At 36.5% G+C, this 26504-nt stretch carries 30 protein-coding genes, 1 riboswitch and 2 other annotated features; of the genes, 5 read left to right on the forward strand and 25 right to left on the reverse strand.

Annotated features, from left to right (window positions below; all coding sequences use genetic code 11):
* Nucleotides 1-249: 249 nt before the first annotated feature.
* The 16 genes from MKZ14_RS14115 to comGA form a co-directional block, all read right to left on the reverse strand.
* On the reverse strand, nucleotides 250-1551 hold the full coding sequence (locus MKZ14_RS14115; protein WP_339280150.1) for an ATP-binding protein: 1302 nt from the start codon (nucleotides 1549-1551) through the stop codon (nucleotides 250-252).
* Nucleotides 1552-2576: 1025 nt separating this feature from the next.
* Nucleotides 2577-2735, reverse strand: coding sequence for a competence pheromone ComX (comX, locus tag MKZ14_RS14120; protein WP_009370188.1), 159 nt, complete (start codon nucleotides 2733-2735; stop codon nucleotides 2577-2579).
* Between the two features lie 273 nt (nucleotides 2736-3008).
* Nucleotides 3009-3395 (reverse strand): SMI1/KNR4 family protein, encoded by a 387-nt coding sequence (locus MKZ14_RS14125; RefSeq protein ID WP_016993977.1) that lies wholly within the window; start codon nucleotides 3393-3395, stop codon nucleotides 3009-3011.
* Between the two features lie 30 nt (nucleotides 3396-3425).
* Nucleotides 3426-4373, reverse strand: coding sequence for an ADP-ribosylglycohydrolase family protein (locus MKZ14_RS14130; protein ID WP_339280151.1), 948 nt, complete (start codon nucleotides 4371-4373; stop codon nucleotides 3426-3428).
* 30 nt (nucleotides 4374-4403) lie between these two features.
* The gene (locus MKZ14_RS14135; RefSeq protein WP_339280152.1) at nucleotides 4404-5171 is read right to left on the reverse strand and encodes a macro domain-containing protein; all 768 of its coding nucleotides are present in this window, start codon (nucleotides 5169-5171) and stop codon (nucleotides 4404-4406) included.
* 399 nt (nucleotides 5172-5570) lie between these two features.
* Nucleotides 5571-7034: an aminomethyl-transferring glycine dehydrogenase subunit GcvPB gene (gene gcvPB, locus MKZ14_RS14140; protein WP_016993972.1), complete on the reverse strand. Its 1464-nt coding sequence runs from the start codon at nucleotides 7032-7034 to the stop codon at nucleotides 5571-5573.
* The gene (gene gcvPA / locus MKZ14_RS14145) at nucleotides 7027-8373 is read right to left on the reverse strand and encodes an aminomethyl-transferring glycine dehydrogenase subunit GcvPA (RefSeq protein WP_016993971.1); all 1347 of its coding nucleotides are present in this window, start codon (nucleotides 8371-8373) and stop codon (nucleotides 7027-7029) included. Before gcvPA ends, gcvPB begins: the two co-directional genes overlap by 8 nt.
* A gap of 25 nt (nucleotides 8374-8398) precedes the next feature.
* Entirely contained in the window at nucleotides 8399-9502 is a 1104-nt protein-coding gene (gene gcvT / locus MKZ14_RS14150; RefSeq protein WP_036076160.1) for a glycine cleavage system aminomethyltransferase GcvT, read from the reverse strand.
* A 248-nt stretch (nucleotides 9503-9750) separates the two neighbouring features.
* A riboswitch (glycine riboswitch) is annotated at nucleotides 9751-9843 on the reverse strand.
* A 144-nt stretch (nucleotides 9844-9987) separates the two neighbouring features.
* On the reverse strand, nucleotides 9988-10503 hold the full coding sequence (locus MKZ14_RS14155) for a shikimate kinase (protein WP_016993969.1): 516 nt from the start codon (nucleotides 10501-10503) through the stop codon (nucleotides 9988-9990).
* A gap of 20 nt (nucleotides 10504-10523) precedes the next feature.
* Nucleotides 10524-10685, reverse strand: coding sequence for a hypothetical protein (locus MKZ14_RS14160; protein ID WP_225340350.1), 162 nt, complete (start codon nucleotides 10683-10685; stop codon nucleotides 10524-10526).
* 16 nt (nucleotides 10686-10701) lie between these two features.
* Entirely contained in the window at nucleotides 10702-11127 is a 426-nt protein-coding gene (comGF, locus tag MKZ14_RS14165) for a competence type IV pilus minor pilin ComGF (protein ID WP_016993967.1), read from the reverse strand.
* Nucleotides 11120-11437, reverse strand: coding sequence for a hypothetical protein (locus MKZ14_RS14170; RefSeq protein ID WP_339280153.1), 318 nt, complete (start codon nucleotides 11435-11437; stop codon nucleotides 11120-11122). Before MKZ14_RS14170 ends, comGF begins: the two co-directional genes overlap by 8 nt.
* Nucleotides 11430-11867: a competence type IV pilus minor pilin ComGD gene (gene comGD, locus MKZ14_RS14175; protein WP_036076166.1), complete on the reverse strand. Its 438-nt coding sequence runs from the start codon at nucleotides 11865-11867 to the stop codon at nucleotides 11430-11432. The genes MKZ14_RS14170 and comGD overlap by 8 nt, the downstream gene beginning before the upstream one ends.
* Nucleotides 11867-12205, reverse strand: a complete 339-nt coding sequence (gene comGC / locus MKZ14_RS14180) for a competence type IV pilus major pilin ComGC (protein ID WP_016993963.1) — start codon at nucleotides 12203-12205, stop codon at nucleotides 11867-11869. The genes comGD and comGC overlap by 1 nt, the downstream gene beginning before the upstream one ends.
* 10 nt (nucleotides 12206-12215) lie before the next feature.
* Nucleotides 12216-13289, reverse strand: coding sequence for a competence type IV pilus assembly protein ComGB (gene comGB / locus MKZ14_RS14185; RefSeq protein WP_339280154.1), 1074 nt, complete (start codon nucleotides 13287-13289; stop codon nucleotides 12216-12218).
* Nucleotides 13264-14283: a competence type IV pilus ATPase ComGA gene (gene comGA / locus MKZ14_RS14190; protein ID WP_016993962.1), complete on the reverse strand. Its 1020-nt coding sequence runs from the start codon at nucleotides 14281-14283 to the stop codon at nucleotides 13264-13266. Before comGA ends, comGB begins: the two co-directional genes overlap by 26 nt.
* Nucleotides 14284-14610: 327 nt before the next feature.
* Here comGA and MKZ14_RS14195 point away from each other — a divergent pair, with 327 nt between their 5' ends.
* A complete protein-coding gene (locus MKZ14_RS14195) occupies nucleotides 14611-15321 on the forward strand; it encodes a helix-turn-helix domain-containing protein (protein WP_036076172.1) in 711 nt (236 codons plus the stop codon).
* Nucleotides 15322-15438: 117 nt separating this feature from the next.
* Nucleotides 15439-15681: a DUF2626 family protein gene (locus tag MKZ14_RS14200; RefSeq protein ID WP_004231035.1), complete on the forward strand. Its 243-nt coding sequence runs from the start codon at nucleotides 15439-15441 to the stop codon at nucleotides 15679-15681.
* A 75-nt stretch (nucleotides 15682-15756) separates the two neighbouring features.
* Here the strand turns inward: MKZ14_RS14200 and MKZ14_RS14205 are convergent, their stop codons facing one another.
* On the reverse strand, nucleotides 15757-16401 hold the full coding sequence (locus MKZ14_RS14205; RefSeq protein ID WP_312124277.1) for an MBL fold metallo-hydrolase: 645 nt from the start codon (nucleotides 16399-16401) through the stop codon (nucleotides 15757-15759).
* A 169-nt stretch (nucleotides 16402-16570) separates the two neighbouring features.
* Here MKZ14_RS14205 and MKZ14_RS14210 point away from each other — a divergent pair, with 169 nt between their 5' ends.
* Nucleotides 16571-16750, forward strand: a complete 180-nt coding sequence (locus MKZ14_RS14210) for a DUF2759 domain-containing protein (protein ID WP_016993959.1) — start codon at nucleotides 16571-16573, stop codon at nucleotides 16748-16750.
* 55 nt (nucleotides 16751-16805) lie between these two features.
* On the opposite strand, the gene tyrS is transcribed toward MKZ14_RS14210, so the two are convergent.
* From tyrS to rpmG, 5 genes are all read right to left on the reverse strand, one after another.
* A complete protein-coding gene (tyrS, locus tag MKZ14_RS14215) occupies nucleotides 16806-18020 on the reverse strand; it encodes a tyrosine--tRNA ligase (RefSeq protein WP_339280155.1) in 1215 nt (404 codons plus the stop codon).
* Between the two features lie 143 nt (nucleotides 18021-18163).
* Nucleotides 18164-18404 (reverse strand) — a binding site (T-box leader).
* 251 nt (nucleotides 18405-18655) lie between these two features.
* On the reverse strand, nucleotides 18656-20551 hold the full coding sequence (locus MKZ14_RS14220) for an LTA synthase family protein (protein WP_036076177.1): 1896 nt from the start codon (nucleotides 20549-20551) through the stop codon (nucleotides 18656-18658).
* A gap of 280 nt (nucleotides 20552-20831) precedes the next feature.
* A complete protein-coding gene (locus MKZ14_RS14225) occupies nucleotides 20832-21041 on the reverse strand; it encodes a YqgQ family protein (RefSeq protein ID WP_004231021.1) in 210 nt (69 codons plus the stop codon).
* Nucleotides 21034-21627, reverse strand: coding sequence for a 5-formyltetrahydrofolate cyclo-ligase (locus MKZ14_RS14230; RefSeq protein WP_339280156.1), 594 nt, complete (start codon nucleotides 21625-21627; stop codon nucleotides 21034-21036). Before MKZ14_RS14230 ends, MKZ14_RS14225 begins: the two co-directional genes overlap by 8 nt.
* A gap of 112 nt (nucleotides 21628-21739) precedes the next feature.
* Nucleotides 21740-21889: a 50S ribosomal protein L33 gene (gene rpmG / locus MKZ14_RS14235; protein ID WP_008408521.1), complete on the reverse strand. Its 150-nt coding sequence runs from the start codon at nucleotides 21887-21889 to the stop codon at nucleotides 21740-21742.
* Between the two features lie 150 nt (nucleotides 21890-22039).
* On the opposite strand from rpmG, the gene MKZ14_RS14240 reads away from it, so the two are divergent.
* Nucleotides 22040-22492 (forward strand): hypothetical protein, encoded by a 453-nt coding sequence (locus tag MKZ14_RS14240; protein ID WP_258859755.1) that lies wholly within the window; start codon nucleotides 22040-22042, stop codon nucleotides 22490-22492.
* A gap of 3 nt (nucleotides 22493-22495) precedes the next feature.
* Nucleotides 22496-22978: a hypothetical protein gene (locus MKZ14_RS14245; RefSeq protein ID WP_016992365.1), complete on the forward strand. Its 483-nt coding sequence runs from the start codon at nucleotides 22496-22498 to the stop codon at nucleotides 22976-22978.
* A gap of 43 nt (nucleotides 22979-23021) precedes the next feature.
* On the opposite strand, the gene MKZ14_RS14250 is transcribed toward MKZ14_RS14245, so the two are convergent.
* The 3 genes from MKZ14_RS14250 to MKZ14_RS14260 form a co-directional block, all read right to left on the reverse strand.
* Nucleotides 23022-23594 carry an aminodeoxychorismate/anthranilate synthase component II gene (locus MKZ14_RS14250; RefSeq protein WP_339280157.1) on the reverse strand — a complete coding sequence of 191 codons (573 nt, stop codon included), beginning with the start codon at nucleotides 23592-23594 and terminating at the stop codon, nucleotides 23022-23024.
* The gene (gene trpE / locus MKZ14_RS14255; RefSeq protein ID WP_016992367.1) at nucleotides 23591-24976 is read right to left on the reverse strand and encodes an anthranilate synthase component I; all 1386 of its coding nucleotides are present in this window, start codon (nucleotides 24974-24976) and stop codon (nucleotides 23591-23593) included. The genes MKZ14_RS14250 and trpE overlap by 4 nt, the downstream gene beginning before the upstream one ends.
* Nucleotides 24977-25114: 138 nt before the next feature.
* Nucleotides 25115-25325 (reverse strand) — a binding site (T-box leader).
* 39 nt (nucleotides 25326-25364) lie between these two features.
* On the reverse strand, nucleotides 25365-26432 hold the full coding sequence (locus MKZ14_RS14260) for a mechanosensitive ion channel domain-containing protein (RefSeq protein ID WP_339280158.1): 1068 nt from the start codon (nucleotides 26430-26432) through the stop codon (nucleotides 25365-25367).
* Nucleotides 26433-26504 lie beyond the last annotated feature (72 nt).

Genomic DNA, 26504 nt, shown 5'->3' on the forward strand with positions numbered 1-26504 from the left:
TGAATTATATCGGTCATATGGCCATAATTTCCTTGAATATTAGGTAAATACTCCAAAAAGTGTATTTCTTACTGATTTACTATTTATCAAATAATATATTTTTGATAATATTTTATTATTTTTGATTTATTCATATATATAAATAAACACAATTTCAAACAAAAGCCTTCTAATCCACATTCGTAGCGTCGACGAAGAGATTAAAAGGTGTTAAAAAAATGTATGCACTTATGCTTCCGCTTCATCTGGTTATCCTCGTATCATATAAGTTGGTCGGGTCAGGGTCTTATAGGTATAGGGATTCGTATGTTGGGTTTCACTTACTTGGATACGAATCGTCATCCCTTCTCCTACTTTGCTATCTAATGCGAATTTCCCATTAAAAGCTTGAACTCGCTCCTGCATTCCTTGTATGCCCATGGAATCAGCAAGTAGAATATCATCTATATTACAACCTACACCATCATCGTTATACAAAATTTGGAACCCCTCTTCAGTACCCAGTAAATGTATTTCAACTGTATTAGCATAGGAATGTTTTAACGCATTGTTTAATAATTCTTGGAACAGTCGATAAATCATTAAATTTAAACGCTCATCCTCTAAATAGAGGCGGTCAATCGTATATATCAAAACAAAATTAGCTCGTTTATGAATTTTTTGGATTAATTTTTCAAGGGCAGCATTTAAGCCCAATGTATCTAATAGAGGTGGCTTTAAGTTTTCGCAGTAGCCCCTCAAGTCATTCAGTGAGATAATCATATGTTCATGAAGCTTTATAAGTTTAGATGGGATCTCCTCTTTTTCTTTGGTATGCATGAGGACATCCATTTCCCTTGCAATGTGCAGTTGTTCTTGCAAAATCGTATCATGAAGTTCCTGTGCTAACTGATATTTTTCTTCCTCGAACCGTAGCCAGAGTAATTTATTGAGCCATGGTAGCTGTCGATTATCGGCCTCTTTCATATGCTTTAACTGATTTAAAAGCTCCTCAACCATTTTTGTGTTTTCGATAAAATTATTTAAATAGAGCAGCAATAATTCTAGCCATAGCAGCTCCTCATCCTTGAGATAAATTGTTTTATTATGGTCCACAACAAGGATCCGTTTATAGTTCACATCCTGATGAATAAAGGCGATATAGAAATGATCTGTCTTTTTAATATCCCCTAAGCCTAATCGTTCGACTAGCACCTCATCTATTTGATGCTGTGTATATTCTTTGGATTTATTTGTTAAGGTAACTTGATGTGTTTGAAAATCGTAAGTGAGCACATACACACTTTCCATTTCAAGCTGAACCACAACCTCCTGTACAAATTTCTCCAATAAATCCTCAATCTTCACCACTCTACCAATACTCTCAACGGTCGTATACAAGCGGTGGATGTAGTCGCCTTTTGTAGAAAATAAAATTTTCCGCTTACGATAATCAATCCGCTCTTTAATGTAGAACAACGCCATTAACGATAGAAAGGCAAAAAAGAAAATCTCTGTCATACGCGTAATTGAAAGATCAGTGAGTAAATATAGTCCTATTAACAACCACATAGTAAATCCAAATGAGAAATTGAAGTAATATCGTAATCGTGAAATAAAATACTCCATATCAAATATACGTTCAGTAAGTTGTGTAAAGATAAAACTAAAAGGAATAAGCATTAAGAATAGAGAACAAATTTCTGCAGAAAGTATATACCTATTAAATACTATTACAGGTAAAGCGTACATAAAAAGAAAAGGTAAAAATGGTATAAAAACACTACTCAACAGAACTTTTAGTTGAGGTACTTTATATTTTAGATACCCGACTATCATAATGGTTAATAAGGTCACCAAGAGTAGAAAGAAAATACCAAGTACAATATAAGAATGGTGGTAATGTGTATATGGAATTATTATACTAAAAAAACTAAGTATAACAGCAGATATAGGAATTAAATAAAGTATTTTTACATTTTCAAAAAATATCCATTTGAGATTCAGAAAATAAAAGTACTCTTTTAAAAAATGTATTAAAATTACTAAACATAACAACATACTGCTTCTATTTACTATTATTCCAATAGGATCTAGTCGGCTTGAAGCACCGCTACTAACATATGCCAGAGAAACAGTAAGGATAAATAAAATAAGTAATTTAATTAAGTTAGAATTTTTTTGTTTGTATTTAATATATAAAGTAATAAATAAAGTGAGTAGAAAATAACAAGAAGGAATAACTAACACATAATAGAATTGTTGAGGAATATCTAAATGCCTTATTTTCACCACTAATATCTGGCCATCTGGCTTTTTTATTACTAATTCATTTGCTGCTCTAATCACAGAATCATATTCTAGATTAGAAACATTTTCTGTGTGCGTACCATTAACTTCTAAAACAATATCCCCTAGCATTATTTGATGATTATCTGCCCATTTTTTAAAATATGGCTTCTTTACGAACCATTGGCCGTCTTCTTCTTGAATTTCAATATTTATTGAAGGAGAGCTATAAGTTACATTAATTAAATATAAACCAATAAATAAATAAAAACTTATAGCTATCCATATAGGTTTATTTATAAAATATTTTAGTACCAAATTAAACTTTGAGAACAGAAATCTTCATCAAACGAATCCAAAATTGCCTTTTGCTCTAATGCTGTTACACCAATGAGAGAAGCTTTTTTTTCTTTTAACAATGTCACCAACGTCGGATTTTGCTCTAAATATTGAATCATGTTAATCATTAAATCGCCTCATTTCTTCATTTTATAATTTTATAGTCACTATAAATTACCAATAAATCCTTCTATAAAGGAATTATTAACCATATATGTAACTATATTTTCATTATACTACCACTCTCCAATAATTCAACATTATTTTCTAAAAAATTCAAAAAATAATAGAATACGTAATAATTTTGCTTTATTTTCAATTATTTTTCTCCAAGAGTAGACATAAAAATCAAATGAAAAGCCTCTTCCTTATAGTAGGAAGAAGCTTTTCATTTATATCTCTTACTCATATTGGCATCCTTCTTGTAGCCACTTGCTTAAATCAGAAGTAATCAATGTTGCATGCTCCGGGGTCATATCTCCACTATCTACTGCAAAAACACGAAAATCCTCTGCCTTTATCGCCATTAAAAAGATCATTCCTCCACTATCATCCCCAATAGCAATATAGCCTTTTGCATATTCCGCCACTTCCCAAGTCTCGTTTCTTTCTACAATTTCCTCCGTGCCATAAATGAACACACCATTCGTAAACGATAAACCGTTACTTTCCTTTAATACAAGTGTATACGCACTCGGAAGTTGGCAATTCAACTTATTTTCTATGTGTAAAATTTGGCGATCTGTTGCTGGAGGATATGCCGTATAGCTATTATGTATAGGTAACATTTCGTCACCGTCCTTTCCTCTATATTTTTTTCACATCTGGGCTGTACAAAATTCATAAAATGCTAGGATTAAGTCATCTACCTTTTGTTTATTGACAATTTTACCCAACCATTCTTCTGGAATTTCATCCAACTGTTTATACATACCCGCTATCGATCCTGTAATCGCTGCAACTGTGTCCGTATCTTCTCCTAAATTAACTGCCTTCAGAATGGCGTCTTTAAATGTTGTAGAATTACCTACACACCAAATGGCCGCCTCTAATGAATGAACAATATAGCCGCTTGATTGAATCTCGTCTTCAGGCGTATTGAAAAAGTTTTCATGAAAAATCCGTGTGTAAGCATTTAACTCCGCTTTCATTTCATGTTGTAAATTATTTTGCAGTAAGTCAAAAACCTCATTTAAGGCCACTTCTAGTGAATTATTTCGGTATAAGCTTAATAATAGCTCAATGTAAATAACGGATCCTACTATGGAACGCGGATGACCATGAGTAATCTCTGTATATTGATGTACTAATTCTTTTCTTTTAGCAAAATCTAACTCATGCATGACCACGAATACTAAAGGAGCTATCCTCATTAGTGTACCATTGCCATTATCAAACTCGCCCGTTTTACCACATTGTGCTGGCGGAACACCTTTTTTATAGTTGGAAACGGCTTCCGCTGTAGTAATTCCAATATCAAACATTTCGCCAAATGGTGTAAGATAGCCATGCTCCATGTATTGCACAAATTTGTTCATCAATGTTTTGGTATCGCCTTTTTCAATAATGTTTTCTACCAAGCAGAGTGTTAGAGAAGTATCATCAGACCAAGTACCAGGTGGTTGATTGTAAGTACCATACCCCATCACATCTTGCACATGGAAAGTCCCTCTTTGTTTAAATTCGACTGGTACGCCCATTAGATCACCAATAATCCCGCCGTATAAAGTGTCAAACACCCGCTCCCTCAATTTTGCATCTACCATTGATGCCACCCCTAACTTTTATTTAATTTATCACAATTCAAAAACAGTACATTTAATTTTATAATAAATCAATTCCTCATTTATTATTTTTTCAATCTCTTCCCAATCTCCTCCAGCTAAACCTGAACCAATTTTAGGCATCTGTATCGATAATCTATTTTTTAATGCAAATCTCGCAACTTTTCTTAAACATAAACGAAGTGCATCATAATCAATATAGGTTGTATGATCTTTATCATTTTTCCTCACACCGTGTTGTGCAAGCATATTGGCAACAAAAGTAGCTCTCTCCTGGTCTACACATACAAACTGAACTTCTCCTAACCCAAAAGTTTCTTTATCCTTAGACCATTTTACATATTCATTTTTGGCAAAAGGGAATTGCTTTGATAAAGATAAAACAAAGCCTTTTCCCCATTTACCTAAAATATTGACAACATGAATGATGAGTGTATGTTCTTCTAAAGGAAGAGAAGCATCGCCCTTTAAGTAGTTTGTTTGAGATTTGTTAGCTACAATTCCTTCCTGCCATTTATTATCAAATTCTAATTGAGTAATAGGTACACTATCGCTTAAATCTAAACTATCGATATGTCCGTCATACAATAAAAATCCAATATTTTCATTCCAATCATGTAATGATGAAGAACAGTACATATCGTTGTTAATTATATTAATCTGCCTAGTTGCAACGCCATCATCAAATTCTGTATATAATTGTCCATAACCTTTTAAAAATTCAATATTATCACATTTATAGTATAATAGACTATTACTAAACTTGATATCTTCTTCCACCACTTTAACCCCCTTAATAGAACCAACCTATCATATTTTTGTGCTTAATAAGGTGCAAAGATTTTATTAATTATACTTCGATTGTAGATAATTAGGCACTAACTCTAAGTCCTTAAATTGAATCCCTTTAAGATGGAGTTTTTCACAGATTTAAATTTTTCTGAACAAAACAGGTATCTACCCAGTTTAAATCGTTTAATGGAAATAAATCAAGATCAGAGTCTTTTAACACCAATCTTATATACTTATCAACGAAACTTCCATCAACTTTTAAGTTTGCATTACTTGGCACTTCTCTTGTAAGATACTCAGATTTTCATAATCAACTGAAGATTCGTTTGGCCTGTAATTTAAGGTGCAAAAAAAAACCGTTCACCTAAACGTGAACGGTTTTGTAGACTATGCTTTTTGATAACGAAGCACTGGTGTACGAGCAGCGCGTGTTTCGTCTAGACGAGATACGACTGTTGTATGAGGTGCTTCTTGAACGATTGATGGATTTTCTTCTGCTTCTTTCGCAATTTGAATCATTACATCACAGAATGCATCTAATGTTTCTTTAGATTCAGTTTCAGTTGGCTCGATCATTAACGCCTCTTCCACATTTAATGGGAAGTATGTTGTTGGTGGATGGTAGCCAAAGTCTAACAAACGTTTTGCGATATCTAATGTACGAACGCCTAGCTTCTTCTGACGACGACCTGATAAGACAAATTCATGTTTACAGTGACGGTTATATGGTAGATCGTAGAATGGCTCTAAGCGACGCATCATATAGTTTGCATTTAATACAGCATATTCTGTAACAGCTTTTAAGCCATCTGGCCCCATTGTACGAATATACGTATAAGCACGAACATTGATACCAAAGTTACCATAGTAAGGTTTTACGCGTCCGATTGATTGTGGACGATCGTAGTCAAAGTGGTATGTGCCTTCTTCAGTTCTTACTAATACTGGTTTTGGTAGGAATGGAATTAAATCTGCTTTTACACCTACTGGACCAGAACCTGGACCACCGCCACCATGTGGGCCTGTAAATGTTTTGTGTAGATTTAAATGCACACAGTCAAAGCCCATATCGCCAGGACGTGCTTTACTCATAACGGCATTGAGGTTCGCACCATCATAGTACACTTTACCGCCTACAGAGTGAATTAGCTCTGCCATTTCGATAATGTTTTCTTCAAATAACCCTAGTGTATTCGGGTTAGTTAACATGAGTGCTGCTGTATCAGAACCTACTACTTTGCGAAGGTCTTCGATATCAACTAAGCCATTTTCATCCGATTTGACAGTGATTGTTTCAAAGCCCGCTACTGTCGCTGAGGCTGGGTTTGTACCGTGAGCTGAGTCAGGCACGATTACTTTGTTACGGTGACCTTCACCATTTGCTTCATGGAACGCACGAATCATCATTAACGCTGTCCATTCACCATGAGCACCTGCTGCTGGTTGTAATGTAACTTCATCCATCCCTGTAATTTCTACTAAAGACGTTTGAAGATCATAAAGAAGTTCCATTGCCCCTTGGACTGTTGATTCATCCTGTAATGGGTGAACATTTGCAAAGCCTGAAAGACGTGCAACTGTTTCGTTAATTTTCGGATTATATTTCATCGTACAAGAGCCAAGCGGATAGAAGCCCGAGTCTACCCCATGGTTTCTACGAGAAAGTGCTGTATAATGACGCATAATATCCAGCTCAGATACTTCAGGTAGTTCTGCTGCCTCTGAACGTACTAGGTTTGCAGGTAATAAATCTGCTAGGTCTACTTCAGGCACATCTAGTGCTTCTAAACTATAGCCAACGCGACCTTCTTTTGAAATTTCAAAAATGAGTGATTGATTTTCGTTATGCATTAAGAGCCCCCATTTCTGCAACAAGTGCATCAATTTCTTCCTTCGTGCGTAATTCAGTTACTGCGATTAGCACATGATTTTTCAGAGAGTCATAATTTTGACCTAAAGGATAGCCACCGATAATACCCTTTTCGATTAAGCCTTTATTGATTTCCTTCACACATTTATTCGTTTTCACTACGATTTCGTTAAAGTGTGCACCTTGGAATGCTACTGTAAAGCCTGCTGCTTCAAAGGCATTTTTTGCATAACGTGTTTTCGCAATATTTTGAGTAGCCATTTCACGGATACCTTGTTTTCCTAGAGCTGTCATCGCTACAGAAGCTGCAAGTGCAAGAAGTGCTTGGTTTGAGCAAATATTTGAAGTTGCCTTATCACGACGGATATGTTGTTCACGTGCTTGTAGTGTTAAAACGTAACCACGACGGCCTTCACCATCAACTGTTTCACCAACAAGACGTCCTGGGACCTTACGCATTAATTTTGTTGTTACTGCAAAGAAACCACAGTGTGGGCCACCGAAGGCTTCAGAAATACCGAATACTTGCGCATCACCTACACAAATATCAGCGCCAAGCTTGCCAGGAGGCGTTAAGATTCCTAATGCAAGTGGGTTAGAAGATACAACAAGTAAGCTTTTTGCAGCATGTGCAATATCCCCGATCACTTGGATGTCTTCCACTTGGCCGAAGAAGTTTGGATATTGTGCAATAACAGCTGCTGTGTTGTCATCGATCAACTCTTTTAATGCATCCACATCTGTCACACCATCTTTTTGCGGGATAGTCACAATCTCAATGGATTGACCGTAGGCATATGTAGCAACAACATCGCGATATTCTGGGTGCACTGCTTCAGACACTAAAATTTTCTTGCGACGCGTATGACCAGCTGCCAGCATACCTGCCTCTGCTAAAGCTGTACCACCGTCATACATAGAAGAGTTTGCAAGATCCATACCCGTTAGCTCGGCAATCATCGTTTGGAATTCAAAGATGGCTTGTAGCTCACCTTGTGAAATCTCAGGCTGATATGGTGTATAAGCCGTATAGAACTCTGAACGAGAAATAACATGGTCCACGATCACTGGTTTATAGTGGTTATAAACACCTGCGCCTAAAAATGATACATTGGCATTTGTATCCTTATTTTTAGCAGCAAGTGCCGTTAATTCTTTTAATAAAGCAGATTCTGATTTAGCTTCTTTAATATCATAAAGGCCTTTAAAACGGACTTTCTCAGGAATATCCTCAAATAACTCATCGACTGAGGATACACCGATTACGTCTAACATTTCTTTTTGATCTTGCTCCGTCATAGGTAAATAACGATGTTTCATAAATGTAGGTCCCTCTTTTCAACTATTATTTTGAACGCTTGTAAAACGGTGTTTCTACTGTTATTACCTTTAAGTGTTTACCGCGAATTTCGATTTCTAGCTCAGTTCCGATTGTTGCGAATTGACTGTCAATTAATGCGTGACCAACATTACGTTTAGATGAAGGAAGCTGTGTACCAGTTGTCACTTCACCGATTTCTTGACCATCCTTAAACACTTTGTAGCCATGGCGTGGAATGCCTTTATCAATCATTTCAATGCCTACAAGTTTGCGTGGTAATCCATTTTCCTTTTGAGCTACTAACGCTTCATGACCAATGAAGTCTTCTTTATTTAATTTCACAGCGAAGCCAATACCAGCCTCCAGTGGAGAAATTGTTGCTGATAGCTCTTGACCATATAGTGGTAGCCCCGCTTCAAAACGAAGTGTATCACGACATCCTAGTCCAGCTGGAACAACACCTTTTTCTTGACCTGCCTCTAAAATTTTCCCCCAAAGCGCTTTGATGTCTTCTGGAGCGCCATATAATTCAAAGCCATCTTCTCCTGTATAGCCACTGCGAGAAACTAATACTTTATGTCCTGCAACCTCAACATTCTCTTGGAAGCGGAAAAATTTAATGGCACTTACATCAGTTGAAGTAAGGGATTGAAGAACTTCTTCTGCTAATGGTCCTTGCAGAGCAATTTGTGCGTAGGCATCCGATTGGTTATCAATCGTCACATCATATTGATGCTGATTTTCCATCATCCAATCATAGTCTTTTTCAATGTTGGCTGCATTGACACATAATAAATAGTGATTGTCAGCTAATTTATATGTTAATAAATCATCAACAACGCCACCATCTTCATAGCACATTGCCGTGTACTGCGCTTGACCGTCGACAATTTTTGAGACATCATTTGATAACAGATTTTGTAAAAAATCTAATGCATCGGGACCAGTTACTAAAATCTCTCCCATATGTGATACATCAAATAAGCCTGCACGATTACGCACTGCATCGTGTTCTTCTTTAATAGAAGAGAATTGAACTGGTAATTCCCATCCACCGAAGTCAACTGTTTTTGCACCATATTTCGCGTATTCTTCAAATAGAGGTGTACGTTTTAATTCATTCGCCATTCTTTTTTGCCCCCTTATTGTTAGTTACATTTTTACTGGTAGTAGTTCGTCTGCTTTTTGTATTCCTACAGTCAATCGCATAAAACAGGCTATAGACATAAAAAAAGACAGACGAACCCCTTTTCGGGATTCTCTGTCCTTGCACCTGAAAGTTACACCAGACTGGCTCGCAAGCTTCACTATTGCCAATCAGTCGGCTTTCCCCTTTGGTGGCTGTTATTGTTATACTACAGCTCTCTCCAGAGTTGCGTCTTGTACGAGTCCTTTTACCTGAGAGATTCATAGCCCATTGCTACTTGCTCCTTCGGTGGCGTCTCCACGCTCTCTCCCCGCACAATCATCCGCCCAAGATAAATCTTGGTACTATTTAGTATTCAATGAACATTTAGTTACTTATTTGTCTATATCCTAACATTAAATGCATTGGAAAGGCAATCATTTTTTAAAAGATAATAAAAGACGAACATTAAAGTAGCAAAAAATGATTATCGTTCGTTTTTCAACCTTTTTACTTGAAATACTAAATACTCTAGAATTTGGCGAATCGTCCTACCTTCTGTCAGTACCTGAATATGACCTGCATCACGGTAAAACTTCCTTCTATAGTGATACAGACCTTCTAGCTCCTCCTTTGTAGAGCTCTGTACAATGGGTCTATTTGGATCATGCTGAACTCGTTTATAAATATCCTCAAACGACGCATCTAAAAAAAATACCAGTCCACTGCGTCTCATAATTTTTCGATTTTCAGCATTGATGGCAACGCCACCACCAGTCGAAATAATACAAGCCTCGTCCCTAAAATTTTTCAAAAATTCTGTTTCTATTTCTCGAAAGTGGGCCTCACCGTATTTTTCAAAAATCTGTGGAATTGTCATCCCCTGCTGTCGCACAATCTCATGATCCATATCATAATATGGCATCTTCAATAAATAGCTTAAGCGTCTTCCTAACGCACTTTTTCCACTACCCATAAAACCAACTAAATATATTTTTCGCAATTCGATTCACCTTCTTATAACTACGATTCTACACTGTCTGACAAAATTTGTCCCAATAAATTTATCGTAGCTCGAACATTCAATTTTTCTAGCCCATCATATGTTCGATACTGCATTTCATAAGACATATAATACGCAAGAACAAAAGTAGTTACAAAAAATAATAATGCAATTGCGATCAAAAAAATAGCCCCTCTGTCATTTTTCAATAATTGGCACATAAAAGGTTCGCTCCTTTTGAATACCACTAGTCATTTTTACAGCCACCGTCAGCTTATTTTCGGAATAGCTAAATTGACATTTATTGATTCCTATTAGCATGGGAACATGTCCACCCTTTACCTGCTCACGAATAATATTCGAGTAGCAATCAATATGATGGAGCGTATCGGCTGTTTGGAAAGTCATTCTTTTTTGATCGTCTCGAACGGAAAAGGTGGAAATATCTTTAAGAGAGAGATTTAAATCAGAAACAAATAGTTCCCACTTTGTTTGTTCATCTGTTAGCATCGTGAATCTCATTTCAGCAAACCACAGCATGATAAGGACAAAAAAATGAGAAATAAGCACAAAAACAACTAATTGAAACATAGCTTCTATTAATGTATAGCCCTTCTCATTCATGTACTTCACCTGTCACTTGGATACATTTTTGGCGTGGCTCCTGTAAATTTTGAAATTCGACACAAACTTGTTGTTCATCAACTATCCAGTGATAAGCAATCTGTTCAATGGTCCGAGTGCCCTCTGTTACTTGAATCGCAAGATACTGTTTTAAACCTTCATATGCTGTTTCAGCTGCAACTAGCTCCATTTTTTTATTAGCAAGATTTGTTTTCATCGTATAGGTAATGGGAATTAACGAGGTACAAAGTATCATTAAAATACCCACACCTAAAATAGTTTCTACAAAAGAATAGCCTGACTCATTCAATCCTAGCTCTCCCTCGCCCTAATGTTATGATTACTTTTTTCTTACCCTGTGGGGTTTTAAACGCCATAGTACCAGCTGACATCACATTGCCGCTGTAATTATAGACAAGAGTTTGAATGGAACTCTCTGCGGGCAAAAATTCAACCCCCTTCGGAAAAGAGCGTTCATATAAATGGGTAAAAAAATCTTTTTGAATACTATAACGATTTGTTGAACCTTCCACCTTCAGGGCTATATATTGCCGTTGGCTCATACTATAGGTTTGAATATATTGAATATCGAGTTGTAATTGCGTAAAAAATCGTTCTATTTCCTTGGTTTCTGCTATCTTCAATGAAAATTTACTAACAATCGCTGTTAAACTCATAACAAGAAATAAGACAATCAGCATTTCAAGAATTGTAAAACCACCATTTTTATGAACATTCATTAGCTATCCGTACCTGTTTCCAAGTTGACATTGGCTGGACGTACCTCTCCCTCATTAGTAATCACTATTTCTTCTTTATTGGGGCAGGTTGTTTCATTTTCCTTTAAATAGCCTTTTGCCACTAAATCATCTAAGGTAGGATAGGCCATATTATCTACACGATAAGCCTCTACTTGACCTTGCACCATGGATATATAAGCCGTACAGCCTTTCTTATCTATTGTGGCGAAATGTTTTGTAACATTTGGGATTGTAATTAAAATGAGTATAGATATAATTAGCAAAACTATAAGCATCTCTATTAAAGTAAAACCAGCTTGTTGGTTGATACGTTTCATCATTTACCTCCTAAACTAATTCAATCATGTGATAGATGGGTAATAATAAACTGATATAAGCCGCTATTATACAAGCAGCTATAAGGATAAAGAAGCTAGGCTGCACAAAAGCTAATATTTTTTGTAACAGCTGCTCCTGCTTTTCCATTAATAAATCACTATACAATACTAATTCTTTTCCTAAATATCCGCTGTGCTCGCCATGCTCAACGAACATTGGAAAATCTTTTTGAAAAACGGCCATTATCATTACCGCCTGTGTCAGTGATTCTCCAAAGATGACTCTTTCTTTTATACGCTGTGAAAGAACTTGGAGAAATGGTTGTAGCTGCTGTTCCTCTAATAGCTGAAGGCTTGCTTGTAATGAAAATCCACTTTGTAGTAAGCTGCCTAAATAAGCAGCAAACTGCCTTGTCAATGCCAGCCTAAAATAGCGCTGTATAAAGGGGATTTTTAATAAAATTGTTAGTTGATGCGCAACAGCTTGTCGTTTGAGATAGAATCGAAAAATGATTAAGCTGCCTATTACTATGAACATGGTCAAGATGACTACATCTGGGACATGTAATAACATATTGGACAATGCAATACTTGTCTCTTCTGTTTCAGAGGTACGACTGACGACCATTCTTTCAATGTTCGGTAAAAAAAATGTACGAAACACAAAAAATAACAACAATAAAAAGAACATCAGTGTGACAGGGTAGATCAGCAGCTTGATTAGCTTTTTCTTAGTCTTTTCACTTACTGTTATCTGCTTAGCCACACCTTTAAACGCTTCTATCATATGACCATTGTTTTCTGCCACCTTAATTGCCATTAAATAATGATTCCCTAGCTGTAAGATTTCAAATATCTCTGCAACACCTACTCCTTGTCTGAGCTTTTCATCAATTTGCAGCTGTATGTCCTCATGAGCTTCGATATGATGAGGTAGTAGCATGGAAATAGCTTGTGGAAATAAATATCCTTCCTGCATTAACACACATAATCGATTGAAAAGCTGAGCTTGCTCCTTTACCCGCCATTTCGTAGCCCGATTGTAAAAAAGAACAATTTTATCGATGTATGTTTGTAACTGCATATAGGCTCTCCACTAAATCTTTTTGCCCCCTTAATGTTAAGTCATAAGGAAGTTTGTAATTTCCCTTATCCTGAATGGCGGTGATGGCTCTTGATAGATGATCATCATGTAATATTTCATAGACAGCTCGACGTTCTTCATGTAGACCTGAAGTCTGAACAAGCATTTGGGCAACTATGCCGATAACCGTTTGACGTAGCTCATCAATCGACACACCTAAATCCATTAAACGATAGAGACAATTAATGGAGTCTTTTGCATGAATAGTGGAGACTACTAAGTGCCCTGTTAGGGAGGCTTGGATGGCAATATTCGCTGTTTCTTTATCGCGAATTTCACCAATCATAATGACATCAGGTGAATGGCGTAAAATGGCTTTTAGTCCTGTAGCATATGTAACGCCCGCTCGCTCGTTTACTTGAATTTGAAGTAAATTCGCTTGGCTGTTTTCTACAGGATCTTCTAAAGAAATCACATGTCGATTCAATTCTGTGGAACAGTAGTGGATTAGGGAATAAAGTGAAGTAGACTTGCCAGAGCCTGTTGCTCCCGTAAAAAATAGAAGACCTTGTCTGTTTTGTACTAGCTCCATGAGTTGGTGAGCAGCGCTTTTGGAAAAGCTTAGGGAAGTTAGTGGAAATGCATGATTTTGGAGAAGTAAACGAATAATTAAGCTTTCTTTTAAAAATGCAGAAGGCAGTGTGGATACTCGAAACGAATATGAATTTTGCTCCATTGCTTTTTGAAACGCGCCGCTTTGAGGTTTACGACGCTCACTAATATCTAATTGAGCAAGAAATTTATAATAAGAGATCATTCTTTCTGCAAGTTCATTTTGTAGCTCACCCGCGTGGAGAAGTTTATCATATTTCCGAAAATAGATCCGATACTTTATGTTTCCTGGAACCAGCAATAAATCGGATGCTCCAAAATGATAGGCCTTTAGTAAAAGTTGCTCACATTTTTGTTCGACAACTGTTTCAAAACTCTGCATATATGCACCTCTCTTTTAGTTCATTCGAATAGGACCGCTCTATTCGTTATTTCCTAGTATAAGGAGGAACTCGCCACGAGAAAAGCCCTTTTCAGAAAATAAAAATTTATAAGATAATTTTCCACCAATAATGTTTTTTGCTATAAAAATGTGGATAAAGTGCAATTTTCCACTAAAAAAGAATATAAATACATGAAAAAATTAATATTTATGCCGAAATGAACTGTATCTTTTTCAATAATACAATATAATAGTATCAACATGATTATTTTCCTAACACTTGGTAGACGAACATAATTTTTATAATAATTTAAAGAGGTGAAGCTCATGATCCATCCATTAAAAATTACTAGTACACTAGCCGATGAAACAAGATACTCTATTTATGAGTACATATTGCAAGAGAAAAAAACAGTTACTGTGCAACATATTGCTGATAAATTCGGTATCCATCCAAACGTTGCTCGACTTCATTTAACGAAGCTTTCAGAAATAAACATTATTACAGCTGACTATGTAAAAACAGGTAAAGGTGGCAGACCTGGACGTGTTTATAAAGCTTCAGAAAAGGGTGTATCTCTCACTTTTCCAAGACGTGAGGAAGATCGTTTATTAAAATGGACGATTCAATTAATTGAAGACTTTGGTCCATCTGCATTAACAAAGTGCCAGGAAATTAGCTACCAAGACGGCTACCAGCAAATGAAAAATTATATGAGTGCTGAATTGACATTAAGTAATTCTCTTTCCTTCGATGAAAAACTTCAGCTATTAACGGACAATGCCGCACTAATTGGCTATATTCCACAAATTCAACAAACTGAGCATGGAAAAAAAGTAATCTTCTCCATTTTCAATTGTCCATTCCAGGAGCAACTCACATCCTATTCTGAAATTGTTTGTTCATTACATGAATCCTATTTAAAAGGGCAATTAGATGCATTGTTTACGAACAATGAATTTGTGCAAATGGAAAGTATGATACATAATTGCGATTTATGTAAATATGAAATAAACGTGACAGAAATCGATAGCTAGATTAAAAATCCATTTGTTTGTCACAAACATGGAGAAGTTCCAGTTTACAGACACCTTTCATATCATTTATAATGAGTAAGAGATTATTGTGTCGTGGGCAAAAGGAGGGGAAATTTCATGGATAATATGTATAAAGTTATGGCATTCTGGACAGGTATTTTTGCCGTTATGTTCTACCTTGGAGGTATGAACGAGGTATCGCTATTATTCTTAGGTAATACAGGTTTATTCTTATTATTAGGCTTCTTAAACCTTTCAGAACGTATGTACATGTACATTTTCGGAGCATATTTAACTGTATTCTTCGCTGGCTTCACGTACTATACAACATTCATTCACGTACCTGGTGGCGGTCATTAATACAAACAAAATCGCGTATCTCACTTTCGGTGAGATACGCTTTTTTATGTGCTAAAACAGTTTATTAGTCAAATTTTAAAATCCATTTAAAAAAGGATTTGTCTCCATTTCTGCGCCTACAGTAGTATAATTACCGTGTCCAGGATAAATAATAGTATCCTCAGGTAATGTCAACAGTTTATTATGGATAGATTCCAATAAGATTTTGGTTGATCCACCTAATAGATCTGTACGTCCTACACCCTGTTCAAATAATGTGTCTCCAACGATGGCAAAACCGTCCTTTTCAAAGATATAGGAAATACTCCCAGGTGAATGCCCTGGTGTAAAAACGGCTTGAAAAACAAAATTACTTATTTCAAATTGCTGTTCTTTTTTGATGATTGTGTCTTGTGCTGGTGCAGCTACCCTATAATCTGGTAATGCAGCATATTTACTAGAGCCATTCTTCGTTGGATCCGCTAGCCAACTAACTTCCTTTTCATGAATCCATACAGGCACATCAAATACCTCACGCACTGCATCCACTGCCCCTATATGATCAAAATGGGCATGTGTTAAAAAGATAGCAAGAGGTTTTAAGCCGTTGCTACGGATTGTTTTAATGAGACGCTCCGCTTCCTCGCCTGGATCAAATACGATACATTCTTTTTCTTTATTCGATACGATATAGCAATTCGTTTGGACGGGACCAAGAGAATAACTTCGTACGTTCATCATAGTTATCACCTCAACTTCCTATTATACAGACTTTGCCACAATTTGACGATAAATGTTCATAGTTTGCAGTATTTTAGTCCTCGACAAAAACAAGTAGAACGTTTACAATTAAGGAGGAATATTGTTTGCGACATTCATTTTCTGATGTCGAAAGGAGTGTCTATTTTTAATGAACTTATTAATGGTTATTTTTGGTCTAGTAGCGATTTTAGCTGTAGTTGGTACATTCCAAGCAATTAAAGAAAAGAACCTATTAAGCGTTGTTTTCAACTTATTAAGTGCTGCTGTATTCGGATGGTTCGTCATCATGACGATTGTTCACAGCGGTTACCCACCAAAATTACACTAAAATTCAGACAAAAAAAGAGCAGTCTCCTCGGAGATTGCTCTTTTTTTGTTTGTTATTACTTATTGAGTTGAAGAAATCGTTTCTTGCCCAATTGTAGGACATCATTATTCATTAATACTTGTGATAAATCATCCATCGCTATCTTTTCTCCATTCAAGGAGACTCCATTTTGCTTGATTAACCGCAAAAACTCACTCTTACTATGAATAAAACCTATTTCCACTAGTTGTGGAATGATATCCATTATTCTTTCCTTATCAATTTCTAAGAGCAGTATGGGAATGTTTTTGGGTATTTCCTTTCTTTGAAATGCTGCTTCAAAATAAGCTCTTGCTTCCTCCATTGCTGTAGGTCCATGATATAAAGTCGTTATAATTTCTGCTAATAGAAATTTCAAATCGCGGGGATTCTCTCCCCTTTGTAGTCTCTCTTTAATAGCCTGCACTTTTAGTGGATGCTCATCTGTTGCTAATTCGAAATATTTGATAATTAAAGTATCTGGTATTTCCATCACTTTTTTAAACATAATCTCAGGTGCTTCATTGATACCAATATAATTACCTAAGCTCTTACTCATTTTTTCAATGCCATCTAATCCCTCTAGTAGGGGCATAAAAATAGCAATTTGTTTTTCTAATCCTCGATGCTTTTGTAAGGTGCGCCCCATTAGAATATTGAACGTCTGATCCGTTCCACCTAACTCTATATCTGCCTCAAGCTCTACCGAATCATACGCTTGCATAAGTGGGTAGAAAAACTCATGTATACCAATTGGTATGTGCTGTTGGTAACGTTTCTGAAAATCCTCGCGCTCTAAAAGTCGAGCAACAGATGTTGAGGCTGCTAGCTTGATGACTTCTTCAAAGGACAGTTTTGCTAACCATTCACTATTAAAACGAACCGTTGTCTTGTTTATATCTAGCACTTTAAAAATTTGCTCACAATATGTTTGGGCGTTTTTCTTTACTGTATCGTCGTTTAAGGCTGTTCGCCCCTTTGCTTTACCTGTAGGATCGCCAATTCGTCCTGTAAAATCACCGATCACAATCACTGCTTGATGGCCTAAATCTTGCATTTGCTTGATTTTTCGTAGAACAACAGCATGACCTAAATGAATATCGGGTGCGGACGGATCGAGCCCTAGCTTAATCGTTAAAGGTAGCTGTTCCTTATACGATCGCTCTAATTTTCCAAGTAAATCCTGCTCATCTACGATCTTGCTAGCGCCTTTCTTGATAATCGCTATTTGCTCCTTTGGTGTTAAAAACATACGAAACATCTCCTTGTAATATTAAATATTAATATTGCAAGCTCTATAAGAGTTCATGAGGTACTGACTGTTGACAAGGCTTTACTAACTTTTATCTAAATCCACTGCTTAAAAGGCATAAAAAAAACGCCTTTAGGAAATTCCTAAAGGACGTAGATAAACGTGTTACCACCTTTTTTCGAGAGCTATTCACATAGCCCTCCTCAACAAGTACAGCCGTAGCGATACTTCTGCAATGATTACGGATGCAACCCCGTCGTAGCCTACTTAAGTTTCGGTACGCAGCTCCAAGATGTATTCACTTTAATATCCCTTGCGCCTCTCAACAACCGGCTACTCTCTGTCAGTTCCATTAAAGTTACTCGTTCTTTTCGATGCCTTTCACTCTTATACTCCGAAATGCGAAAAACAAATCTTCGTTATGCAGATATTTACACTTATTATAATCATCTCTTTTTCTTTGTCAATAGAGAAAGGTCAATAAAGTGTTTTCACTTGCCTAGCGTAGTAACATTGTGAAGGGTGTTTTCTTAAACATAAGATTCACAAATAAATTTTATAAATGGTTGCGTGTGACTAATTCCTTTTTATCCGCAATATAAAAAGAGAGATCTCTACACGAGATCTCTCTTTGATTATTTTACTGAATCCTGCTTTAAATTACCTGTTTTTTCGTCATAGAAGCGAAGTAAGTCTCCATTGATGATGGCATCGGAGTTTTCTAGCTCCATAGTGGCACGATCAGCATAAGGCTGACATGGCTCAACATCTATTTCTTCGCCAGTTGCTTTGTCATAGCAAGCTTCACCAGCATAGACGTATTTATCTGTAATAAAGCGTCCATCACGGAAGACTACAAAGTCCTCATGCTCTGGAGAGAATAAATCTGCACCCATTTGCATATCTTTGGACGTTTCAACGCCAAGAAGATGTAAGATCGTTGGACGTAAATCCATTTGTCCTGAAATCTCAGTCATTTCTTTTCCATCGCCAGCTCCTGGGATGTGGATGAATAAAGGTACTTCTTGAAGCATTGCATTATCCATTGGTGTAATTTGATCTTTTCCTAAATATTGTGCCATTGCTTTATTATGGTTCTCAGAAATACCATAGTGATCCCCATACATCACGATAATAGAGTTATCATAGACACCTTGATCTTTTAACTGTTGGAAGAAGTCTTTTAAAGCTTCATCCATGTAGCGTACAGTTTGGAAGTAACGATTTAATGTACCTGAATTTGAATCATATTCAGGAATCATAATATCTTCTGGGTCCAATGTAAATGGATAATGGTTCGTTAATGTAATAAGTCTAGAGTAGAATGGCTGTGGCATATCTTTCATTAAAGCAGCTGATTGCTCTAAGAATGGAACATCTTTCATTCCCCAGTTTACAGCTTGCCCCTCTTCCACAGTATATGAATCTATATCGTAGAATTTATTAATTTTTAACGATTGGTACATCATGTCACGATTCCAGAATGATTTATTATTAGGGTGCATGACATTTGTAAAGTAACCATTTTCTCCAAGGCGTTCAGCCATTGAATTATACGTATTTCCACCATGCGTGAAGAATACAGCACCTCGACCTAAGCCAAACAATGAGTTTTCAACAATAAACTCAGAGTCAGATGTTTTTCCTAAACCTGTTTGGTGATAGAAGTTACTGAAATAATACGTATCTTTATCTTTTGTTAAAGAGTTTAAGAATGGCGTAATCTCATGACCATTCATGTCATTATTGATGACAAAGTTTTGTAATGACTCCATTGACACAACAATTAGGTTACGACCTTTATATTTGCCAAACATCTCTGGATTCACAGCAGCCTGATTAGAGCGTATATAGTTGTTTACTTCTACTAGCTCACTACCATCGGCTAACGCACGTTGTGCAGATGATTTAGATTGAATATAAATGTCATACAAGTGGTAATTGTACGTACCAATGTTTTTTACTAATAATTCGCGGTCAAAACTACGTGTTAGTAATTGTGGACGCTCCGTTTCTGCTAATCCTAAATTTAAGAATGTCATTGCTATTGCAAGCACAAAAAATGCACGACGGAATTCAATATTCACTTTAAATGCATCTTTCATTCTCGGTAAAAATTTATTCGCTAAGATTAAGATAACGACATCAACGAAATATAATACATCCCAAGGCTCAACAATGGCTGCTACTGATGTTCCTAAGTCACTAAAGTTACTTGTTTGGAATAATACTGGTAGCGTAATAAAATCATTGTAGAATCGATAGAACGCTACATTACCGTATAAAACTATGGATAAAATAACGCTGACTGTAATCAGATAACGATTTCTAGCTTTTGCTGATTTAAAGAATAGTGATAAACCATACGTAAATAGCAAGAAGCTTAATGGATTAATAAATAAAATAAACTGTTGCATTGCATTTTCAATTTTCATTTCAAAGCTTGTGTGGTAAACAATGACCGTTTTGATCCAAGTTGCTATAATTGCTAGTATCATAAATGAATGTTTAGGCCACTTTATTGATTTCATTCCTAACATCCTCCCTACTTCCTTACAAAAAAATAATAATTATTTACATTTTGTTACGGAAACAAAATATATATTAATCCTTTTTTAACAGATAATCAACACATATCTTATGGAAAATTTTTTCTCTTTGCTCTTTCTATGCACCAGATATCTATATATACGTTTTGCATTGTAAAAAGTTTCGTAAAAACATAAAAACAGCGGAAACCCACTGTTTTTCAGAATATTACATACATGTTACATTAATTTTACAATACCCAATTACATTATATTTCAAACATTACTTTTTATGCTCTTCCATACGAAGTCTTGTTGTTTCTTGTCGAATAAGTAGCAAGGCCATTTGATAATCTTTTATATCTAGTACATTCGCTTTATAGAGCTCACGTATTTCATCCTCCATCAACATCAAATCGCCAATTGGATCACGTGTATAAATATAGGTCCCATATGTTTTCAAGAGTTCATAAATATCTAGCATTTTATCCATTTTCATTCGCTCCTCGTTGTGCAACACAGTCAATACGTTTTGTGGGCGTCACCATGATATCTACTGGGCAATCATGTGCTTCAGTAGGAACACAATCAATGATTTGCTCATCAAAGAGCAGCGACATTAGCTTACCCTTATTATAGTTTAATACATAGCGGTCATAATAACCACCGCCATAGCCGATTCGATAACCGTATGGATCAAAAACAACGCCTGGTACAACAATGATATCCATCTCATTTGCGTCAACAAACTCACATATTGCTGGAATGGGCTCACGCAAATGCATATATACAGTTTCAAGCTGTGAAAATGATTCAATGACGTAAAATGACATTTCTCTTGTTTTCGGGTGACACTTAGGAACTGCGACCTTTTTACCTAGTTTCCATAATTCCTCAATTAAAAGAATTGTGTCGACTTCTGGCATATTTGAAATAGTCACGCCAATTGTTTTTGCTTCTATTATATATGGTTCCTGTAGCACCTTTTTTAACACAGCTAATGATTGATGATGATAGTCTTCATCCGTCATAGTTGCAAGGGCTTGACGTACCGTGTTTCGTAAGGTTGTTTTATCCATTTAGGCTACCTCCTCTATCGGAAAACTTCATATCCTCTTGGAATCGTTTCATCGAATGATTTCATAAAATGTAGAAAGCCAAAACCACTTGTGGTTTTGGCTTAATGAGCGATTACTTAGTTTCACGGTGAAGAGTGTATTTCTTCTCGCGAGAGCAATATTTTTTAAGTTCAAGACGCTCTGGATTGTTACGCTTGTTCTTTTTAGAAATGTAGTTACGTTCGCCGCAATCTGTGCAAGCTAAAGTAATATTTACGCGCATCATTAACCCTCCCACTCTATATCAAGAATTTAAATTTGAGCATGATTTATACGACTAACCTATTATAACATAAACTGAAAAAAAATCTACCTTCATTTCATATTAAGTTTGCATATGGTAAAATATCTTATAATTACATACTACATTGAGGTGAAACTATTGGATTTATCCATCGTATTAATGAGTATTGGCATTTTACTGATTATTATTTCGTTCTTTTTCAAAAATAGCTCGAAAAAAATCGAACAAGATGTCGAAGAATTATCTATCTCCATTTTCCAAGAAACGAATAATTTAAAGCGTCGCCTTAAGATTGTCGAGGAAGAACTTTTACTAGAGCCCGAGTTCCAAGTGAAATCAAAAACAAGTATACCTCCAAAAGGTCAAGATCCTAAAGTGCACCAAGTCATGCAGGCTGTTCAACAGGCTGCACAGGCTTCAAAAGTTGGACAAACAACAGCACCAGCAAAACCGATTCATCAAATCATCATTAGTCAGGTACTGGAATTAAATAAACAGGGTCTTTCTGTAGCAGATATTAGTATTCGCTCAAATTTAACAGAAGAGCAAGTTCGGCAAGTGATTGCAAACGGGGGGCGTTGATTGATGAATAAGTCTGCCATTCGTGCATTTGGCATAGCTATTTTTCTTGTTGGGGCATTACTCGCACTCGCAAGTCGCTTCGATGTAAATATCGGTCTTCCTATCAAGGATTTTTCCAATCAACAACAGGTAGAAGCACTACAAAACAAGCTAAAGAAGGCCAATCAAGAAATTGCCTCGTTAAAGGATCAATTAAAGCAAGTACATACGACTGAAAAAACTTCTACGACAGATGCAACTGAACAAGCTGGTGAAGAAACGAATACGGATGTTACAACGATGTCTCTGCAAATCTATAGTGGTATCACACCGTATAGTGTGGCACAAAAGCTTGAAGACGGTGGCATTATTACTAATAGTGTGGAAATGGAGTTACTACTCGCTAATCCTAAATATGCGAGAAGCTTACAAATCGGCTCCTATGAGGTCCATTCTTCCATGACTTTAGAAGAAATAGCTAATTTAATTACAGGCAAGAAACAATAACTTACAAAGCTGTCGCCCATTATATTAGGCGACAGCTTTTTTATTACGCTATACTTTCTAGGAAGGCTTGCATCATACTACTGCCTTCTTTTGTACCGATTGATTCGGGGTGAAACTGCAGCCCATAGAGAGGATAATCTTTATGTTGAATGGCCATAATCTCCCCGTCATCACCCGATGTTGCAAGTATCTTAAAATCCTTGTGTAATGTTTGCTCTTCAATAATAAGTGAATGATACCGCATAACCTCGATATCTCCATCTAATTGGGCAAATAAACCAGTTTTCTCATATTGTAACGTGGACAGCTTTCCATGCATAATGTTTGTGGCTTGCACAATATTTGCGCCAAAAGCCTGCCCTATAGATTGATGTCCAAGACAAATACCTAAAATAGGGAATTTTTGATAGAGTTCCTTGATGACCTCTATCGTTATACCTGCGTCATCTGGCGTTCCTGGTCCTGGTGATAAAATAATGGCTTCTGGCGATAATTTTTGAATTTCTTCTATAGTAATGGCATCATTTCGCACAACCTTGACGCTTTTTCCAAGCATACTGATTTGTTGAAATAAATTATAGGTAAAAGAATCGTAGTTATCAATTAATAAAATCATTTTTTTACCTCCAATAGGGCACGGGCCTTATTCAGCGTTTCTTCATATTCTGACAATGGAATCGAATCGTAAACAATACCTGCTCCTGCCTGCACATGTGCCTTTTGATCTTTGATGAGCATCGTGCGAATCGCGAGGGCCAAGTCCATATCACCAGTTGTCGAAATATAACCTACTGCTCCCGCATACACCCCACGTTTTACTGGTTCTAATTCATTAATCAATTGCATGGCGCGTATTTTAGGTGCCCCTGATACTGTACCAGCAGGTAAACAAGCGCGAAGTACATCCAGTACATGGAGGTCATCTCGTAATTCGGCAATAACCTCAGACACCATATGCATCACATATTTATAACGCTCAATATTCATGTATTTGACTAGCTTGACGGAACCGACTTTAGCAATACGTCCAAGATCATTACGACCTAAATCCACTAACATACGGTGCTCAGCTATTTCCTTGCTATCTTCTAACAAGGCATTTGCGATTGCTTCATCCTGTTCTGTTGTCGTGCCACGTGGCTTTGTCCCTGCTATTGGGTTGGTTGTCACTTTTCGATTTCTTACTTTTACAAGACTTTCTGGGGATGTTCCTAAAATAACATAGTCTCCATAATCCATATAGAACATATAGGGTGACGGATTGGATGTGCGTAATTGACGATAAAGTGAGAAGGGCGAACCTGTAAACGGTGCTGAAAAGCGTTGCGATAACACAATTTGGAAAATATCACCTCGTAAAATATGCCGCTTTGCACGTTCTACTAAGGTCACGAACCGCTCCTTTGAAATCATTGGCTTAAACTGTAGCTCATCCACCTTTAATGCCTCAAAGGTCGTACCTGCACAAAGCTGTTGCTCCATTGTCGCAATAGCAGCTTCCATCTCCACTAAGGAACGTCCCTCCTGAAATAGGTCAATCGAAGCTAGTGTAATTTCCTGTGTTACATGATCAAAAACAATAAATGTATCATAGAAAAAAACATGAACATCAGGCATCGCTAAATCATCCTGTAAATAGTCACCAATTTTTTCTGTGTAAAATGCCGTTTCATAGCCAAAGAAACCTATGGCTCCTCCAAAGAAAGCAAAAGGATAGTTTTCTTCATGAAAGGGTATTATGGCTTTTAATCGATCAAGCACATTGCCTTTAACCTTGTCATTTTCTGCTCCTTTTGAGAAAACGAATTCTTCGTTATTTCCTTTTATCTCAGCCACTGGATTGATGGCGATAAAGGAATAGCGCCCACTTTCCTCATGTTTCGCTGATGATTCGAACAACATTTTATGCTGCCCTTTAAGTGATTGATACACAGAGATTGGGGTCATCATATCCCCCTGCAATACTTTCATAGCATACTTTCTAAGCTCAACTGTCATACTCTTCTCTCCTTCTCTAAGCTCTGCTCTTCTACACCTCATCTATCTTTAGCAACAGTGATCTGCCAAAGTCTTTCTCTTCATTCAGCTAAAACATTTGCTGTCTAAAGATAAAAATATAAAAAGGCCTTTCCATCACAAAAGGACGGAAAAGCCGTGGTGCCACCTTCATTGGTCTTCTGATATGAAGACCCTCTTTAAGCCTTATAACGTAGGCATCCGCTAATCCATACTGTTTTCAGGATTAGAGCTCCGAAGTCCATTCACTAAACATTTGTACTAGTTTCCACCAACCACTAGCTCTCTATGACAAATTGTACTAGCTACTACTCTTCATCAAAGCTGATTTCTTGGTAATATTGTAAAGCAAAGTATCTTACAATTCAATTTATTTCTTTCGTAGATTTTCATCTTCATGATGGCTAGCTAACGTAATCGATAACTCCCCCATTATTTGACGAATGGCAAATAAAATATCCTGCCGCACTTCCAGCATAACAGCGGTATCATTTGTCGCAACAAAGAATCGAACAAGCACGCGATACGAATCATGATGAAATTCATCTATAAATACATGAATCATCTCTTTCTCTGTTTTAGCATGTAAATAAATTTCCTTATGAATGGCCGTTAAAGCGCTGCGTAGATCATCCTCGTCATTATCAGCAGCGACATATAAAAATTGCTCACATTTCCGTTTTTCTCGTTTAGATAAATTATACAGTGGACGATTCACTAAATAGGAGTTCGGTACATACACAAGCCCTTTGTCTCCTGTTTGAATTAAGGTACTTCTTAAATTGATATCCTCAATCGTTCCTTCAATTTTTTGATCCTCTGTCGCGATCCAATCTCCAATTTGGAATGGATTATCTAAGGCTACGGACATACCACCAAATACATGCGCTAGTGTATCGCGAATCCCAAAGGCAATCGCTACTCCGGTTAAACCGATGCCTGTTAAAAAGCCATTCAGATTAAAATCCCAAAAGGAAGCAATGGTAAACATAGCAAAAATCATGATAAGTACTTTACCGATTCGTAGGAAAAACGGTAATAAAACATTCTGATCCTCTTCGCTCGTTAATTCAAATGGTTGTTTCGTATAAAAATTTAACACATCATAAATTCCTTTAAAAGCAAAAAACACCATAATAGACAATACAAAATTCTTTGTTGATGGCTGCGTAAATAAAGGAACTTTTATTAAATAAGATAAGCTTAGCACAATGACCGTCGTCATAAAGGCATAGCCAATTGCTTTACTAAATTGCGCAAGGACATTTGCCTGAAAATTGCGCTGACGATCTTTTAAAAATATTACGACACGATGAATAATTTTTTTGATAATGAAACGTTGAATAAGCCACCCGACTAAACAAATAATGATGGCAATTAAGCCATCTAACCAAGTTGGGACTGTAAATTTAGGTAATAACCAATGTAATGAATCCATGTATTTCTCCTTTAACTACCTATGTATCGCCAGCAAAAAGGAGCCGACCTTCAGTAATGGTTAGCCCCTTTT

This window comes from Lysinibacillus sp. FSL P2-0066 (assembly GCF_037969495.1).
Taxonomy (GTDB): Bacteria; Bacillota; Bacilli; order Bacillales_A; family Planococcaceae; genus Lysinibacillus; species Lysinibacillus boronitolerans.

Bases quoted from the DNA above. Each gene is read 5' to 3' on its own strand.
- MKZ14_RS14115 (WP_339280150.1), bottom strand. From the start codon at position 1,551: ATGTGGTTGTTAATAGGACTATATTTACTCACTGATCTTTCAATTACG.
- comX (WP_009370188.1), bottom strand. From the start codon at position 2,735: ATGATTAACATGATTCAATATTTAGAGCAAAATCCGACGTTGGTGACA.
- MKZ14_RS14125 (WP_016993977.1), bottom strand. From the start codon at position 3,395: ATGTTACCTATACATAATAGCTATACGGCATATCCTCCAGCAACAGAT.
- MKZ14_RS14130 (WP_339280151.1), bottom strand. From the start codon at position 4,373: ATGGTAGATGCAAAATTGAGGGAGCGGGTGTTTGACACTTTATACGGC.
- gcvPB (WP_016993972.1), bottom strand. From the start codon at position 7,034: ATGCATAACGAAAATCAATCACTCATTTTTGAAATTTCAAAAGAAGGT.
- gcvPA (WP_016993971.1), bottom strand. From the start codon at position 8,373: ATGAAACATCGTTATTTACCTATGACGGAGCAAGATCAAAAAGAAATG.
- gcvT (WP_036076160.1), bottom strand. From the start codon at position 9,502: ATGGCGAATGAATTAAAACGTACACCTCTATTTGAAGAATACGCGAAA.
- comGF (WP_016993967.1), bottom strand. From the start codon at position 11,127: ATGAATGAGAAGGGCTATACATTAATAGAAGCTATGTTTCAATTAGTT.
- comGD (WP_036076166.1), bottom strand. From the start codon at position 11,867: ATGAATGTTCATAAAAATGGTGGTTTTACAATTCTTGAAATGCTGATT.
- comGC (WP_016993963.1), bottom strand. From the start codon at position 12,205: ATGAAACGTATCAACCAACAAGCTGGTTTTACTTTAATAGAGATGCTT.
- comGB (WP_339280154.1), bottom strand. From the start codon at position 13,289: ATGCAGTTACAAACATACATCGATAAAATTGTTCTTTTTTACAATCGG.
- comGA (WP_016993962.1), bottom strand. From the start codon at position 14,283: ATGCAGAGTTTTGAAACAGTTGTCGAACAAAAATGTGAGCAACTTTTA.
- MKZ14_RS14195 (WP_036076172.1), top strand. From the start codon at position 14,611: ATGATCCATCCATTAAAAATTACTAGTACACTAGCCGATGAAACAAGA.
- MKZ14_RS14200 (WP_004231035.1), top strand. From the start codon at position 15,439: ATGGATAATATGTATAAAGTTATGGCATTCTGGACAGGTATTTTTGCC.
- MKZ14_RS14205 (WP_312124277.1), bottom strand. From the start codon at position 16,401: ATGATGAACGTACGAAGTTATTCTCTTGGTCCCGTCCAAACGAATTGC.
- MKZ14_RS14210 (WP_016993959.1), top strand. From the start codon at position 16,571: ATGAACTTATTAATGGTTATTTTTGGTCTAGTAGCGATTTTAGCTGTA.
- tyrS (WP_339280155.1), bottom strand. From the start codon at position 18,020: ATGTTTTTAACACCAAAGGAGCAAATAGCGATTATCAAGAAAGGCGCT.
- MKZ14_RS14220 (WP_036076177.1), bottom strand. From the start codon at position 20,551: ATGAAATCAATAAAGTGGCCTAAACATTCATTTATGATACTAGCAATT.
- MKZ14_RS14225 (WP_004231021.1), bottom strand. From the start codon at position 21,041: ATGGATAAAATGCTAGATATTTATGAACTCTTGAAAACATATGGGACC.
- MKZ14_RS14230 (WP_339280156.1), bottom strand. From the start codon at position 21,627: ATGGATAAAACAACCTTACGAAACACGGTACGTCAAGCCCTTGCAACT.
- rpmG (WP_008408521.1), bottom strand. From the start codon at position 21,889: ATGCGCGTAAATATTACTTTAGCTTGCACAGATTGCGGCGAACGTAAC.
- MKZ14_RS14245 (WP_016992365.1), top strand. From the start codon at position 22,496: ATGAATAAGTCTGCCATTCGTGCATTTGGCATAGCTATTTTTCTTGTT.
- MKZ14_RS14250 (WP_339280157.1), bottom strand. From the start codon at position 23,594: ATGATTTTATTAATTGATAACTACGATTCTTTTACCTATAATTTATTT.
- trpE (WP_016992367.1), bottom strand. From the start codon at position 24,976: ATGACAGTTGAGCTTAGAAAGTATGCTATGAAAGTATTGCAGGGGGAT.
- MKZ14_RS14260 (WP_339280158.1), bottom strand. From the start codon at position 26,432: ATGGATTCATTACATTGGTTATTACCTAAATTTACAGTCCCAACTTGG.